Genomic DNA, 15488 nt, shown 5'->3' with positions numbered 1-15488 from the left:
AAATGAAACAGCTATTATTTAAAACAAGTTGCGTAATAATGGTACTTCTCACGTCTTCTTTAAGTATTGTCAGTACATATTCTCATGCAACAACGTCAGGAGGAACGAGTAGTTCCAGTTCGGCAAGTTCTAGTTCAAGTAGCAGTGCAGCTTCTGCATCTAGAGGTTCAACTTCTTCAAGTACAAGTATGAGTCGTTCTAGTGCAATAAATGCGTATCGCAATGCACAACAATCTAGTCAGCGTGCTGCCCAACAAGCAACAAAATCAAGTCGTGTAACAGCAACCAAAAATAAAGGACAACAGAGTGTATCAAGCCAAAAAGCACAATCTCGTTCTTTAATGCCGTCTCAAAGACCTTATGATTCAAGTGCACCATATTCATCTCAATATATTGCTACAACTTATTATAATAATTGGTTATTCTATTATATTTTTGCACATTCGTTTTTAAATCAACATGAAAAGAAAAACAGTGTAGATGCTCAGTTTAATATGTTGAAACAACAAATGAAGCCTCATGAGAAACTTTATACTGTTACTGTAAAGACTAAACAAGGAAAGCGTGTCGTTGTTGTACCTAAAAAACAATATGACAAAATTGAAAAAGGAAAACACATTAAAGTTAAAAATGGTGTTGTTCAGTAATCTTTTATGAGCCCATGTAAGCTCAGTGATAAATGACATAAAAACATATCAAGGGAGCCATAATAATGAAGAAAGAAATAATAGAATGGATTGTAGCCATAATCGTTGCAATTGTTATCGTCACACTTGTGCAAAAGTTTTTATTTGCTTCTTATACAGTCAAAGGAGCATCTATGCATCCAACATTTGAAAATCGAGAAAAAGTGATAGTAAGTCGTATAGCAAAAACGCTTGATCATATTGATACAGGAGATGTAGTGATTTTTCATGCTAACGCGAAGCAAGATTATATTAAGCGACTTATTGGTAAACCAGGTGATTCAGTAGAATATAAAAAAGATCAACTATATTTAAACGGTAAAAAAGTAGATGAGCCTTATTTAAGTGAAAATAAAAAACATAAAGTTGGAGAATATCTAACGGAAAACTTTAAGTCTAGAGATCTTAAGGGTACGAATGGCAATATGAAAATTCCTAGTGGTAAATACTTGGTTTTAGGTGATAATCGTCAAAACAGTATTGACAGTCGCATGGATGAAGTAGGTCTTTTAGATAAAAATCAAGTTGTTGGAAAAGTAGTTTTGAGATACTGGCCATTTAATCGGTGGGGCGGTAGTTTTAATCCTGGAACATTTCCTAACTAATTAAATAAAACCCCTTAGTGCATATTTTCAATGACATACGTACTAAGGGGTTTTTTAATGCTTATTCTACTTCAATATGCTTACCGACAGCTTCCCATTTTATAGATACTGTTATGATAATTCCGAGTAAAGGGACAATGGACAAGATTAACATAGTATTCGTTAGACCTACTGCAGCAAGAATGATTGGAAAGACAAAAGTACCTATGATACTACCAGTACGACTTACAGATTCTACAAAGCCAGTAGCTTGTGAACGTAAATGAGTCGGAAATGATAAGGCACCAATTGTTTTTCCTTGAGTACCAGGACCTCCTGAATGGCCAAATAAAAATAATCCAATAAGGAAAGTGTTAAGAAGCATTGGTAGATGATGATAAAAGAGTCCTACACATACCATTGAAAGTAATACAAGTGTGAAGCCTATCATTGTAAGCTTGCGTGTACCTAATTTATAAGTCAATTGAGCACCTAAATATGCGCCTAGAATACCTGCTATATTGACTATAGCAGTACCTAATAATACACCTATTTTATCCTTACTAATAAGATAAGTTGCAATAATAGGTATGTATAAACCGACACCATAGTACTGCATACCTTGTAATGTTGAAATCGCAGTCGCCAGGATAATTCTTTTTATATATCTCGGTTTAAATAAGTCTGTCCAAGAATTATGTGGCGAAGTCACATCAGAATTTAAATCATCTTCAAGCGTTCCCTCTAGGTGGATGTCTTTATGATAATATTTTCTTATAAATTCAGTTGCTTTTTCTAAAGAATAATGATTAATCACCCATGTCGGACTTTCGTGTAAATATTTAATTCGCAAGATGTACAAGACAAAAGCAATAAGTGCACCAAATCCAACTGCATATCTCCACAAATGTGCACCAGCCCCTAGCATAAAGAACGCAGTGACCACTAAAGCAGAAGTAACTATTGCAACATACCAAACGACTTGCCAATAGTTAACATTTCTTCCTTTGTGCTTTAAATTACTTATTTCCGCAATAAAAGTGAAAGCAACTGGACTATCCATTCCAATAGCAAACCCCATTATACAACGACATATTATTAGAATAATTACATTTGGTGCGAGTGCCGCACCAAGAGAGGTTACAGTGAGTGTTAGTAAGGCAATTGATAAAATACGCTTGCGTCCAAACTGATGTGCTAATGTACCACCAAGTAATGCACCAAATAATGCACCAATAGGTAAAGAGGTCATTACTATAGATAGCGTTGATGGTGATAAGTGAAACTGTTGAGTGAGTTGATCAGTCATTGTACCTAAAATAGTAATATCATATGCATCTAAAAATATAGTTCCTAATATTAAGAATAAAACCATCTTAGATGTCGATGTTTGCGCTTCATTGTCTATGAGTCTAAATAAGTCAGTTTTTGATTTAACGAAATCCATATTTTCATCCCTTATTTTCATTTTCTTTTCAATCGTAATCCAAGGTCATTAATTCAATATAAAATTAAGATTAAAAAATTATTAATGTTTTTAAAGATGAGAAGTGATTTGTGGATAACTAGATAGGTAAAAAATAGAAAAGTTGTTATAGCAACGTTTTAAGTTAGGGTGTAATTATCCACAGCAGCTGGATTATATGTGTATAATTTACAGAATTGTGTGACAATCATAGCTGTTTATTTGCTATCAACAGTTTTAAATGTTGGAGATATAGATTGTATGATAAATTACGTTTAATTTATTATTAAAGTTAAAGGTTGTATATTTTTTTATAATTTCAAATAATCTAATTAGAAAATTCTTTTGATTAAATATAATTTGTTGTATTATTTAATGAATGAAAAGCAATTAGATTTTTGTAATAGTTTAGAAAATATTTGGTGTTTGAGAAAGTTTTATTTTTAAAATGAATAAATATATAGAATATCCTCTCAATTGAAACAAATTTTATCACTCGAATTCCTCAAATTTCTTAGGATCTTCTTCAAGAGATTGACTAGATATCATTTTAAACGTATTAGATAATTTCAAAAATTTCTTAACTTAAAGATTTTCTACAGGAGAGTTGTGAAAGAAAAATCATTTAGCTCAATCGCTTTATCTTTGGGTTTGAAAAATTAGATAGAGTTTTTGTATAAAATTGACTATCACTATTTTGAGGTTTCTAGCACTTACAGCTAATAGTCTTCTCTATGATTCATATTTCCAAACAATCCTATAATTTAAGCTTTATTTATGAATACATTTGGTAAATATTAAAAATTTATAGTTAAGACTGTATCGAAATTTGATAAAGATTAATTTAAATATGTGGTGGTTCAATTTATTTTGCAAGATGTTTGTAAAAACCTTGTTTTAACTCTCTTACCAACGAAAATTCTATAGAAAATGTAAAGTTTTTAAGATATCTATAAAAATAAATTACATAATTTTATTATTAAATCATCATTCTTTTAAAGTTTTTATAGAAATAAATAATTATTTAATTTTTCATCTGTTTTGTACTGCTAATTTAGAATTAGTAGCAAAGATTATTAGTTTCTAACCTCCATTATAGAGCATTTTTACTCCTAAAAGTTAAATGCTTTTATACTTTTATAATAAAGCATCTTTAAATTTTATTTATAGAAATAAAAGCCGAAAAATGAAAGGAATTAAAAGTAATTATAAAAATAATTGGGGTAATTTATATTATTATATTAATTTATTTTTTAAAAAGTATTGTTTTGCTTTATTGGATAAATTATGCTTATAAAGTATTTACATAAAAATGTAAATGCAATTTACAAGTAAATATTCAAATTATTTCCTTGTAAAATATTTATTTTAACTGGAGGTATAGTATGAAAAAGAGAAGACAAGAACCAATTAACAAGAGAGTGGATTTTCTATCCAACAAGGTAAACAAGTACTCGATTAGGAAGTTCACAGTAGGTACAGCTTCAATACTCGTGGGTGCTACGTTAATGTTTGGTGCCGCAGACAATGAGGCTAAAGCGGCTGAAGACAATCAATTAGAATCAGCTTCAAAAGAAGAACAGAAAGGTAGTCGTGATTTTGAAGTCGTTCTCTGTCACCTCTTTATCGAAGAATTTCAGTGAACCATTATCTTTATGTCTATTTCCTACAAGTGTATTAATGAGGGTAGACTTACCTGAACCATTTTTCCCAATTAAACCCACTACCTCGCCAGGTTTAACAGAGAATGTGATGTCAGTAAGCTGGAATTCTGAATTCTTATATGATTTATTGAGTTGCTGAACTTCTAATAAGTTTTCCATAATTTACTCCTTTTCTTTAAATTAGTTTTAGGATTTCTGTTCTGATTTATAAAAATTACTGACTTTCAGTAAATATCCCAATGAATTATAGATAAATAAAATGATAAACAAAATTATGCCTAGTGATTGATTCATGCCTGTAGTTATTGAGAATATCCCCAGGGTCATAATTCCTATAAAAAGTAATACAATATTCTGCTGGTGCACTTTATACGAGGAAACGAGTGTGATGTATCGCTCTCCTTCGTCCATAATATTAAATGCTTTTTCAGTGTAACGTTTCTCTCCTAATTTAGGGTATCGAGCATCAAATTTTCTATAAAATATCCCAATCATTATGGATGAAATGATTGTAATAATGAAAGGAATCATTATTAGAGCGATGTGATTCTCAGATGCATTTCCTATGACGGGTATTAAAATTGCAATAAAAGCGACAATTAATTGCATTGTGTAAATAAATCTTACTTTCAATGATTTGATGTATGATTTATTTTCATATGTATCTGCTAAATCATCTGAAATATTTGCGTCAATTTTAGCTTTATAGTGAAGTGACGCATTTTGGACTATAAATAAATACACAGTAAGTATAATATTTATTAATGATGCTACGATGGTTGTATAAAGCACAACTTTAAAGTTAGCGAACTGTGCATAATTAAATAACTTCTCCCAGTTAATAGCTCCTATGATGTATCCGATGATGCCTCCAACTAATCCTCCTAATAAACATAGAAGTGCATACCTTTTTATTTTCAAAAGTCTTCCTCCTCCATAATAAAGATATCTTCAACAGGTTCACCAAAGATTCTTGCAATTTTTATTGCGGTTAATATAGATGGTGTAAAATCGTTGCGTTCTATTAAAGACACCGTTTGTCGTGATATTCCAGCTTTTTTAGCAAGCTCTGTTTGGTTATATCCATCACGGGCTCGTAATTCTTTAAGTCTATTGCGCAAATTGTATCACTTCCTTACATATAAACTATATAATATATTTGTCATTATGACAAGTATATTAGTCAAAATGACAAAAATAATAGACTTTTTAGGGATTGTATAAAATTGATTTTTAGTAATACAAGTTTTAATAAAATTTATTAGTTTTTAAAAAAGAAATACTTTTAACATATAAATAAGACCTCAACTATTAATTTTTTACTTAAATTTAAACAAATGTATTTTGTAAATGCCTTCATTTTGGTAATATATACCTATTGTTGCAAAATATAGGAGGTTAGGGTATTGAGCTTTTATCGTTTTATGAAGAATTTTGAAGGTGAAAAAAGTCATTTTGGAGATTTGTTTGAAGGTATGAAAGATATTAATTTTCCTGAAAACATTACGACTCCAAGGGAAATTATGGAAAAGTTCCAACATTGGTTACAAGAACCTAGTTTACACGATACGATACAAGATGCGATTAAGCAGTATCAAAATAAATAACTTTCATCTATATTAAAAGGTTGTTGAATAAATCAGGGTTTTAGTCAAAATCTTTTAATGTAATTTTTATAAATATACGTTGATAGGATTCATTTTCGGAAAAATAGTGCAAATAAATCAATGATTTCGTGTTTTGAATAAATAATCAAAATAATAGATGATATGTCTCAACTGTTTTTTAACAATGGCGATTGTTTTATACTTATTCATAAAAGTCTATGGGACATCAAGACGATTAAATATGGCTTCTTAATCTATTATCAATGATTTTGGTGATTCTAAAAAACACTTTACCAGTGAATTGATAGGAAAGGTAAGTTTAGATTACTTGCTTCTATTATGAAGCATGGGTGACAAATATAAAGGAAAGTAAGTACTGATTGCATAATAAAATTTAGAAATGTAAATCATCGTAGATATAATAGTAGATGTTAAGGAAATCTTATAAAGATGACTTGTGTTAAGTGGGACGGTTAGACTACCCCGTTTGTATAGACATGAGTATTTCTTTTATGGTTTCCTCTTTTTTTACAACAATGGATTAACTATATTTAGTGAAGTGAGAGTGATTATGAAATTAAAATTGATCATTGCTTAGAAAGAAAGTGATGCATTTGATGATGATAGATCATAATGGAATTTTTCTATGTAAATTTGGTAATATAATGTGGAATGTGTTTACTGCAATTAAAGTATGTAATACTCATTTAAATACAATGAAGGTAAGAGATAAACTCTTAAATAATAGATTTGAATATCCAAATATAATGACAATAAGAAAAGAAGGTTTGCTTCTTCCCTCATTTTTAGAAAAGTATAAGTTATATTAAGGAGATGAATATGACATGTCACGCATAGTATTAGCTGAAGCATATCGAACACCTATAGGCGTGTTTGGTGGTGTATTTAAGGATATACCTGCCTATGAACTAGGTGCAACAGTTATTCGTCAAATTTTAGAACATAGTCAAATAGATCCTAATGAAATCAATGAAGTTATTCTAGGAAACGTATTACAGGCAGGTCAAGGACAAAATCCTGCTCGTATTGCTGCGATTCATGGTGGTGTGCCAGAAGCGGTACCTTCTTTTACTGTAAATAAAGTTTGCGGTTCTGGATTAAAAGCGATTCAACTTGCCTATCAATCTATTGTAGCGGGAGATAATGAGATTGTTATCGCTGGAGGCATGGAAAGTATGTCTCAATCTCCAATGCTTCTTAAAAATAGTCGTTTCGGTTTTAAAATGGGAAATCAAACTTTAGAAGATAGTATGATAGCTGATGGTTTAACTGATAAGTTTAATGATTACCATATGGGTATCACAGCCGAAAATCTAGTTGAACAGTATCAGATTAGTCGTAAAGAACAAGATCAATTTGCATTCGATTCTCAACAAAAAGCATCACGTGCACAACAAGCTGGTGTATTTGATGCTGAAATTGTACCTGTAGAGGTACCACAACGTAAAGGCGACCCCCTAATTATTTCTCAAGATGAAGGCATTAGACCTCAAACGACAATTGATAAGTTAGCACAACTCCGTCCAGCATTTAAAAAAGATGGATCAGTAACTGCTGGTAATGCATCCGGTATCAATGACGGTGCTGCTGCTATGCTCGTTATGACGGAGGACAAAGCGAAAGCATTGGGCTTACAACCTATAGCTGTATTAGATAGTTTTGGTGCGAGTGGTGTGGCGCCTTCAATTATGGGTATTGGTCCAGTTGAAGCGATACATAAAGCTTTAAAACGTTCTAATAAAGTGATAAATGATGTTGATATTTTTGAATTAAACGAAGCTTTTGCAGCGCAATCAATTGCTGTAAACCGTGAGTTGCAATTACCGCAAGATAAAGTCAATGTTAATGGTGGTGCGATTGCACTAGGACATCCGATAGGGGCTTCGGGTGCGCGTACTTTAGTTTCATTATTACATCAATTAAGTGATGCTAAGCCAACAGGTGTGGCATCTTTATGTATCGGTGGCGGTCAAGGTATCGCTACGGTTGTATCTAAATATGAAGTTTAACATTTAGTGGAGCACGGTTTTTATATCATAAAAGTGTGTATTAAAAAAGCTATAAACGAAGTCGTTTTAAAAACTTCGTTTATAGCTTTTTACTTAGTTAGAAAGAGTTCATTGCTATTCAAATATTATGATGATGAACATTGATGGAATAATATCATAGCGGTTGTGCACCACTTGAACCACCACGTGGTTGAGAACGCTAGATGAAAGACATCAATTAAGGTTTTATTGCGAATGCACGAACTGGAAAGCCTGGTGCATCTTTTGGTTTTGGGCTGATTGCATAGATAATTGCACCTCTGGTAGGTAATTGATCTAAATTGGTAAGTAATTCGACTTGGAATGTGTCTTGACCTAAGATATATCTTTCGCCAACAATATCACCATTTTTAGCTGTATCAATTGAGGCATCAGTATCAAATGTTTCGTGACCTATGGATTTAACACCACGTTCTTCAATGAGAAATTTTAATGCATCAAGGCCCCAACCTGGAAGATGTTGATGGCCATCTACATCTTTATTTTCAAATTTTTCTATATCTGGCCAACGTTTTGACCAATCAGTACGTAATGCGACAAAAGTACCTGCTTCAATGCGACCGTGTTGTTGTTCCCAATCTTCTAAATGTTTACGTGATACGATAAAATCTGAATTTTGTGCAGCTTCTTTAGAATAATCTAAAACAATTAATGGTAAAACAAGTTCTTTTAAATCTAATTCTTCTAAATATCTTCTATTTTCAACGAAATGGATTGGAGCATCAATGTGTGTTCCATATTGAGTTACGATACTCCAACGTTGTACATAAAACCCATGATCTTTAACATTGAATAGCGTTGAGACTTCACCTTTTTCAAATTCGCTAAAACGAGGGATATTTGGGTCGAAAGTATGTGTTAAATCGACCCACTGAGCCTCTTTTAAAGTATTTAATTGATTCCAAAGTGGATACTGTGACATTTGCCTCACCTCTAGCTCGTATTATGCTGTTGTTGATTCAGATTCTTGACGTTTCTTTTTAACTGCATTGACTAACACTGTTAATGCATCTTTCACTTCATTTTCTTTACGTGTTTTTAGACCACAGTCTGGGTTAACCCAGAATAGAGAACGATCAATTTGTTGTAATGAACGATTAATTGCAGTAGTAATCTCTTCTTCGGTTGGAATACGTGGACTGTGAATATCGTAAACACCTAATCCAATTCCTAAATCATAATTAATATCTTCGAAATCTTGAATTAAGTCTCCGTGACTACGAGAAGTTTCAATAGAAATAACATCTGCATCTAAATCATGGATAGCATGAATGATTTGTCCAAATTGAGAATAGCACATATGTGTATGAATTTGTGTTTCATCATGCACAGATGATGTCGCTAATTTAAATGAATGTACAGCATCTTCTAAATATTGTTCGTGATATTCAGAGCGTAGAGGTAAGCCTTCACGCAACGCTGGTTCGTCAACTTGAATGACTTTGATACCTGCTTCTTCTAAAGCTAACACTTCTTCATCAATGGCTAAGGCAATTTGATCTTGAACAACCTTTCTAGGTACGTCTACGCGTTCAAATGACCAGTTTAAAATAGTAACTGGACCTGTAAGCATACCTTTTACTGGTTTGTCAGTTAAGCTTTGCGCGTATACTGTTTCTTTTACAGTAAGTGGGGCAGTCCACTTCACATCTCCATATATAACTGGTGGTTTAACTGCACGAGAACCGTAAGACTGTACCCAACCGAATTTTGTTACTAGGAAACCTTGAAGTTTTTCCCCAAAAAATTCAACCATGTCGTTACGCTCAAACTCACCGTGTACAAGTACGTCTAAACCAATATCTTCTTGGATTTTAATCCAACGAGCGATTTCATTTTGTAAAAATTCTTGATACTCAGCATCTGTAATGCGATTATTTTTCCAATCTGCTCTAAATTTACGGATTTCACGAGTTTGAGGGAATGAACCAATCGTAGTCGTAGGTAAATCTGGTAAATTTAGACGTTGGTTTTGTAATTGCTTGCGTTTAGCAAATGGTGATTTACGATGTGTCGGTACACTTTCAAAATCGTATTCAAGATTTTTAAATGATTGGCTTTGGAAGCGTTCATAACGTGCTTTGTAATGTTCATATTTTGACAGGTCATTATCATTGAATAAGCGACGCAATGCATCTAATTCGTCTAACTTTTCAGTAGCAAAACTTAATCCTTCTGCAATAGATTCATCAAGTGTTTCATCATCTAGTGATACTGGAACATGTAGAAGTGATGATGAAGGTTGAATGACTAACTGTTGTGTGTGTTGTTGTAATGTTTCGATTAATTGTTTTTTTGCTTCAATATCAGCCGCCCATACATTTCTGCCATCAATGATTCCTGCATAAAGTGCTTTACTTTGATCGAAATCACCATCTTCAATTTGTTTTAAGTTATAGCCGTTATCGTGTACCAAATCTAATCCTAAACCGCCCACTGGTAATGAACTTAAGAATTTTAAGTGAACACGTTCAAAGTAAGTTTGAATGACGAGATATTTTCCTAAACCTTCATTTGCGAAATAGTCGTATGCTTTTCTAGTAATGTCTTCATAACTTTCGCTGTCATCAGTCACTAGAATAGGCTCGTCAATTTGAATATACTCAGCACCTGCATCTACAAGTGACTGTAAAACTTCTTTATATAAAGGAAGTAATGTTTCAACTTTTTCCTCGAACGATTGATGACCACCTTTTGATAATTTTACAAATGTGATAGGACCAACAATTACAGGATGCGCATTTACATTAATTGATTGTGCATATTTAAAACGTTCTAATAACGTATTTTTTTCAACTTTAGGTTCTACGTTGTCCCATTCAGGTACAATGTAGTGATAGTTGGTGTTAAACCATTTAATAAGTGCACTTGCAACATGCTCTTTGTTACCACGAGCAATATCAAATAATAAATCATCATTGACTTCGCGTCCTTGGAAACGTTCAGGGATAATATTGAACAATAAAGACGTATCTAAAATATGATCATATAAAGAGAAATCCCCAACTGGAATGCTATCAAGATGATAATTTTTCTGAAGTAAAAGATTTTCTTTGTGTAAATCAGTCAGTGTTTGATCTAATTCTGCTTTGTCAATTTTATGTGCCCAATAATTTTCGATTGCTTTTTTCCATTCTCTTTTTCTACCTAATCTTGGGAATCCTAAGTTTGAAGTTTTAATTGTTGTCATAATATTGCCTCCTTGTTGGCAGTGATTGATTTAGAGTATGCTGCGAGTTCCAATGAATAATCTACCTTTTGGAAAGGTGTAATAATGTACAGACCGTTGAAGTATTCATGTACTGTATCAATGAGTTCTTTGGAAAGTCTTAAACTTAATTCTTTAGTCTTTTCTTTATCATCTTTAACAGCTTTGAATTGGTTAAGTACATCGTCTGACATTTTGATGCCAGGCACTTCATTATGTAAGAAAAGTGCGTTGTTATAACTTGCGATTGGCATGATACCTATGAAGAAAGGTGTATTTAAATGTTTTGTTTCTTCATATACTTGAATAATTTTTTCTTTACTATAAACGGGTTGAGTTATGAAATAACTCATGCCACTTGCTACTTTCTTTTCAAGTCGTTTAATGGCTCCATCTAATTTTCGTACGTTAGGATCAAACGCACCAGCGATGTTAAAGTTAGTATGTTTTTTCAGCGCATCGCCGTCAGTGTTAATACCTTTGTTAAATCTTAGTGCAAGTTCTGTAAGGCCTTTTGAGTTCACGTCATAGACATTTGTAGCTCCAGGCAAATGGCCTACTTTAGAAGGATCTCCGGTAATAGCTAGTATTTCATTGACACCAATGAGTGATAAACCTAGGAGATGAGACTGTAATCCTATTAAATTACGGTCACGACATGTTACATGTACAAGAGGCTCAATATCGTAGCGTTGTTTAATTAAACTTGCCGCTGCGATGTTACTCACTCTTACGGTAGCTAATGAATTATCCGCCAATGTAACAGCATCTATGCCAGCTTCATCTAATTTTCCTACATTATCGAAAAATGTATCAGTATCCAAATGTTTAGGTGTATCAAGTTCTACGATGACTGTTGGGCCATTTTTAACTTTAGAAGTAAGGTTTTGTTTAAGAACTCGCGTTTGCTTTTGAGATGAAGCTTTATTAATAGGGATTACCTTTTTATCTTTAACGGGTTTTAAATGTTTAACTGCTGATTTAATATAGCGAATATGTTCAGGTGTTGTACCACAACAACCACCTATCAATCTGACTCCCTCATTAATTAATTCTTGAGCTATATCTCCGAAATATTGAGCATTATCACTATATTTGAATTCACTATTCTCGATATCTAATAAACTAGCGTTTGGATAACACGATAAATACGCATGTTTAGGAAGTTCTATATGTGAAAATGATCGTTGCATATGGTGTGGGCCATGGTGACAATTTAATCCAACTACATTGGCGCCACATTCAACTACGTATTTCAATGCCGCATTAATTTCAGTGCCATCAACTAAGTAATTCGTATTTGAAGCGGTGAGTTGAGCGATGATTGGAATATCGTATTTTTGTCGTGTAGCAGTGACGATGCGAGTTAATTCATCTAAATCGTAATAAGTTTCAAATAGAAGGGCATCTACACCTTCATCAATTAATGTATCGATTTGAAGTTCTGTATGATATTGAATTGTTGAAAGACTGATATCCTCTTGCCGGACGCCTCTGAATCCACCTACCGTTCCAAGTATAATTGTGTCCTCATTTGCTGCATGTTTAGCAATTTGAACTGCAGCTTGGTGAATTTCTTTAACTTTATGTTCAAGACCAAAGGACTTTAATTTTTCAAAGTTAGCACCATACGTATTCGTTTGAATGACGTCTGCACCAGCTTCGATATAAGAACGATGAATCCGCTCGACCTTATCTGGATGAGTAAGATTGTAGGATTCCGGACAAGTATCAAGACCTTCCGAGTAGAATATTGTTCCAATAGCGCCATCAGCTACTAAAACGTTGCTCTTTAATTGGTTCAGTAAATGACTCATTGAAAGCCTCCTTTAAAGCGTAGTTAAAATCTGCGATGAGTTCTTCTGGATTCTCAAGACCTACACTTAAACGGAATAACCCGAAAGTGATGCCACGTTCACGTCTCACATCTTCTGGCACTGCTGCATGAGACATTGTTGCGGGATGTGATAGGATAGTTTCTACACCACCGAGACTCACTGATACAAGTGGTAAAGTAAGAGAATCGACGAACTTTTGTGCTTTAGATTCATCTTTAAGTCGGAAACCTATCACTGCACCTCCAGTTGAAGCTTGCTTGAGATGTGTAGGATTATTTCCTGGGTAATACACCTCAGAAATCTCCTCTCTTTGACTCAAAAATTGAACAAGACGTTCAGCATTATGAACAGATTGTTTAAAACGAACTGGTAATGTTTTAAGATGTTTTGCAAGTGCCCAACTATCATATGCAGAAAGGGCTGTGCCCGTGCCGTTCTGTAATAAGTACAATGCATTTGCAACCTCTCTATTATTAGTAATTGCTGCACCTGCAATTAAATCGCTATGTCCACCTAGAAATTTAGTTGCACTATGAATAACTATGTCAGCGCCTAGTGCTAAAGGTGATTGACCCAAAGGTGTCATAAACGTATTATCAACAGCTAATAGTATCTTATGTTCCTTTGCTAGCGTTGCTACAGCATGAATATCTGTAATTTTGAAAAGTGGATTTGAAGGCGTCTCTACATAGATGAGTTTTGTGTTTGATTGAATAGCTTCAGTGATATGATCTATATGTGTAGCGTTAACTGTAGTAAATTCAATATTGAATCGATTGAGTATTTGTTCAGTTAATCTAAATGTGCCCCCGTAAACATCATCAGGTAAAATAACATGATCCCCTGCGTTTAATGTGAGTAAAACGGCTGAAATTGCAGCAATGCCTGAAGCATAAGCAAATGCATATTTACCACCTTCTAAACGTGCAAGTTTCTCTTCAAGTAAAGTTCGGTTAGGGTTACCACTTCGTGCATAATCATATTGAGTCTCACCGCCTAACACTTTTTGATGGAATGTAGATGAATCGTAAAGTGGCGGGTTAGCTGAGTCGTAGTCTTTACCTCTACGCACATCGAATATTACTTCTGTTTCTTTAGATAAACTCATGAAATCACTCCTACTTTAGAATTCTCTAATGCTTGAATTATGTCAGCTTCTATATCGTTATAGTCTTCTATACCTACGGACAATCTGATGAGATATTCATCAATTCCACGTTTGTCTTTTTCCTCATCTGGCATATCCACGTGTGTTTGTGTATAAGGGAAGGTGATAAATGTTTCTGTACCACCTAAGCTTTCTGCAAATATACAAATTTCTAAATTTTCTAAAAATTTAGCGACGCTATATGCTTGGTTCAGTCTTAAACTAAGCATGCCTGTTCGTCCACTATATAAAACTTCATCAATTGAATCTGACTGGCGACATCGTTGTGCAAGTTTTTGAGCATTTTCTTGGGAACGCTCTATGCGAAGATGTAATGTCTTTAGACCTCTTTGTAAAAGATAACTATCAAGAGGTGATAGAGTTGCTCCAATCATATTATGGAATTGATTCAATTGTTCAGCTAATTGAGCATCCTTAACAGTTACAACTCCAGCTAACACATCGTTATGTCCGCCAATATATTTTGTTGCTGAATGCAGAACGATATCTGCACCTTCTTCGAGTGGTGTCGAAAGATAAGGTGTTAAAAAAGTGTTGTCGATAATTGTTAATAGTTGATGTTTTTTGCTAAGGATATAATATGTTTCTACATCAATTTCAATCATTTGTGGATTTGAGATTGGTTCAATAAATAATGCTCTAGTTTGTGGAGTGATGTTTTTTTCCACTTCTTCATAATTTAAAAAGTCTACATATTTAAACTTCAAACCATATTGTTTTTCGTAAAAATCGAATAACCGAAATGTTCCACCATATAGGTCAAATGCAACGAGAATTTCATCACCTGGTTTGAATATATTACATATTAACTGAATCGCCGCCATACCACTGGAAGTAGCAAATGAAGCAATGCCTTTTTCAAGTTGTGCAAAAGCTTCTTCAAAGGCTGTTCTTGTTGGATTTTTAGTTCGTGTATAATCATAGCCTGTTGATTCACCTAGGTGAGGATGCTGATATGCAGTAGATAAATATATTGGATTGGCAATTGCGCCAGTGTGATCTTGTGTTAAAGCAATTTGAGCTAAATCTGTATCCTTCATAGCTAGCTCCTCCTATTCAGTAAAAATAAAAAAGCTTCCGTCCTTTAGACCCGAATGATTCGGATGTAAAGGACGAAAGCTTAAACTTCGCGGTACCACCTTTGTTTGCTACTTTATTGCTAAAGTAACCTCAATCAGTACGCCATAGTGTTAAAACAG

13 protein-coding genes and 2 pseudogenes are annotated in these 15488 nt (G+C 33.5%); 6 read left to right on the top strand and 9 right to left on the bottom strand.

Annotation, left to right across the window (positions count from 1 at the left end):
- Nucleotides 1-2 precede the first annotated feature (2 nt).
- Both NST35_RS11810 and lepB read left to right on the top strand, forming a co-directional pair.
- Nucleotides 3-647: a hypothetical protein gene (locus tag NST35_RS11810; RefSeq protein WP_002486180.1), complete on the top strand. Its 645-nt coding sequence runs from the start codon at nucleotides 3-5 to the stop codon at nucleotides 645-647.
- A gap of 65 nt (nucleotides 648-712) precedes the next feature.
- Entirely contained in the window at nucleotides 713-1291 is a 579-nt protein-coding gene (gene lepB / locus NST35_RS11805; RefSeq protein ID WP_001831808.1) for a signal peptidase I, read from the top strand.
- A 61-nt stretch (nucleotides 1292-1352) separates the two neighbouring features.
- Here the strand turns inward: lepB and NST35_RS11800 are convergent, their stop codons facing one another.
- Nucleotides 1353-2717 (bottom strand): MFS transporter, encoded by a 1365-nt coding sequence (locus tag NST35_RS11800; protein WP_001831773.1) that lies wholly within the window; start codon nucleotides 2715-2717, stop codon nucleotides 1353-1355.
- A gap of 1403 nt (nucleotides 2718-4120) precedes the next feature.
- Between NST35_RS11800 and NST35_RS11795 the strand changes: the two are divergent.
- Nucleotides 4121-4339, top strand: a pseudogene (locus tag NST35_RS11795) (YSIRK-type signal peptide-containing protein); the annotation flags it as partial.
- Here NST35_RS11795 and NST35_RS11790 read toward each other — a convergent pair.
- The 3 genes and pseudogenes from NST35_RS11790 to NST35_RS11780 all read right to left on the bottom strand — a co-directional run.
- A pseudogene (locus NST35_RS11790) lies at nucleotides 4334-4558 on the bottom strand (ATP-binding cassette domain-containing protein); the annotation flags it as partial. The pseudogenes NST35_RS11795 and NST35_RS11790 sit on opposite strands and share 6 nt — an antisense overlap.
- Before the next feature lie 27 nt (nucleotides 4559-4585).
- Nucleotides 4586-5320: a DUF3169 family protein gene (locus NST35_RS11785; protein WP_002437234.1), complete on the bottom strand. Its 735-nt coding sequence runs from the start codon at nucleotides 5318-5320 to the stop codon at nucleotides 4586-4588.
- Nucleotides 5317-5520, bottom strand: coding sequence for a helix-turn-helix transcriptional regulator (locus NST35_RS11780; protein ID WP_001831346.1), 204 nt, complete (start codon nucleotides 5518-5520; stop codon nucleotides 5317-5319). Before NST35_RS11780 ends, NST35_RS11785 begins: the two co-directional genes overlap by 4 nt.
- A 285-nt stretch (nucleotides 5521-5805) precedes the next feature.
- On the opposite strand from NST35_RS11780, the gene NST35_RS11775 reads away from it, so the two are divergent.
- The 3 genes from NST35_RS11775 (at nucleotide 5806) to NST35_RS11765 (ending at nucleotide 8036) form a co-directional block, all read left to right on the top strand.
- Nucleotides 5806-6006 carry a sterile alpha motif-like domain-containing protein gene (locus NST35_RS11775; RefSeq protein WP_001831332.1) on the top strand — a complete coding sequence of 67 codons (201 nt, stop codon included), beginning with the start codon at nucleotides 5806-5808 and terminating at the stop codon, nucleotides 6004-6006.
- A 617-nt stretch (nucleotides 6007-6623) separates the two neighbouring features.
- Complete coding sequence (locus tag NST35_RS11770; RefSeq protein WP_002456823.1) at nucleotides 6624-6836, top strand: hypothetical protein; 213 nt, start codon at nucleotides 6624-6626, stop codon at nucleotides 6834-6836.
- A gap of 15 nt (nucleotides 6837-6851) precedes the next feature.
- Nucleotides 6852-8036, top strand: coding sequence for an acetyl-CoA C-acetyltransferase (locus NST35_RS11765; RefSeq protein WP_001831350.1), 1185 nt, complete (start codon nucleotides 6852-6854; stop codon nucleotides 8034-8036).
- A 217-nt stretch (nucleotides 8037-8253) separates the two neighbouring features.
- Here NST35_RS11765 and NST35_RS11760 read toward each other — a convergent pair whose 3' ends face one another.
- The 5 genes from NST35_RS11760 to NST35_RS11740 are packed head-to-tail and all read right to left on the bottom strand — an operon-like array spanning nucleotide 8254 to nucleotide 15329.
- Nucleotides 8254-8997, bottom strand: coding sequence for a cyclase family protein (locus NST35_RS11760; protein WP_001831362.1), 744 nt, complete (start codon nucleotides 8995-8997; stop codon nucleotides 8254-8256).
- A gap of 21 nt (nucleotides 8998-9018) precedes the next feature.
- Nucleotides 9019-11265 (bottom strand): 5-methyltetrahydropteroyltriglutamate--homocysteine S-methyltransferase, encoded by a 2247-nt coding sequence (gene metE / locus NST35_RS11755; protein WP_002486187.1) that lies wholly within the window; start codon nucleotides 11263-11265, stop codon nucleotides 9019-9021.
- The gene (locus tag NST35_RS11750; protein WP_002437221.1) at nucleotides 11262-13100 is read right to left on the bottom strand and encodes a bifunctional homocysteine S-methyltransferase/methylenetetrahydrofolate reductase; all 1839 of its coding nucleotides are present in this window, start codon (nucleotides 13098-13100) and stop codon (nucleotides 11262-11264) included. The genes metE and NST35_RS11750 overlap by 4 nt, the downstream gene beginning before the upstream one ends.
- The gene (gene metC / locus NST35_RS11745; protein WP_002437219.1) at nucleotides 13054-14229 is read right to left on the bottom strand and encodes a cystathionine beta-lyase MetC; all 1176 of its coding nucleotides are present in this window, start codon (nucleotides 14227-14229) and stop codon (nucleotides 13054-13056) included. The genes NST35_RS11750 and metC overlap by 47 nt, the downstream gene beginning before the upstream one ends.
- Nucleotides 14226-15329 carry a PLP-dependent transferase gene (locus NST35_RS11740; RefSeq protein WP_002486191.1) on the bottom strand — a complete coding sequence of 368 codons (1104 nt, stop codon included), beginning with the start codon at nucleotides 15327-15329 and terminating at the stop codon, nucleotides 14226-14228. Before NST35_RS11740 ends, metC begins: the two co-directional genes overlap by 4 nt.
- Nucleotides 15330-15488: the final 159 nt, after the last annotated feature.

Origin of the sequence: Staphylococcus sp. FSL W8-0304, from assembly GCF_038006565.1 — a bacterium.
In the GTDB taxonomy this organism is placed as follows: domain Bacteria; phylum Bacillota; class Bacilli; order Staphylococcales; family Staphylococcaceae; genus Staphylococcus; species Staphylococcus epidermidis.
Note: the sequence above shows the minus strand (reverse complement) of the source record. Positions and strands in the feature narration are given on the sequence as shown.